The sequence below is a fragment of the Schumannella sp. 10F1B-5-1 genome, from assembly GCF_006517535.1.
In the GTDB taxonomy this organism is placed as follows: Bacteria; Actinomycetota; Actinomycetes; order Actinomycetales; family Microbacteriaceae; genus Schumannella.
The window spans coordinates 1-213 of sequence record NZ_VHQH01000107.1 but is presented as its reverse complement, the minus strand read 5'-3'; the positions used below and the strand labels follow the sequence as shown (position 1 = coordinate 213).

Sequence of the window (213 nt, the reverse complement as noted above, 5' to 3'; positions counted from 1 at the left end):
GATCAACATCGCCAACTCGGTGCGCGTCGGCAAGTCGATCTCCGGGCCGCTCTCGGAGGAGAAGGTGTTCCCGCCGATGGCGGCGCAGATGATCGCGGTCGGCGAGGACGCCGGTGCTCTCGACACCATGCTGTCGAAGGTGGCCGACTTCTACGACGACGAGGTCAAGGCCACCACCGAGGCGCTCACCTCGATCATCGAGCCGCTGCTGAT

General features: G+C 65.3%; 1 protein-coding gene. It reads left to right on the top strand.

Annotation, left to right across the window (positions count from 1 at the left end):
• Positions 1-213, top strand: a 213-nt coding sequence (locus tag FJ658_RS15135) for a type II secretion system F family protein (RefSeq protein WP_181408494.1), incomplete at both ends; no start/stop codon positions are given.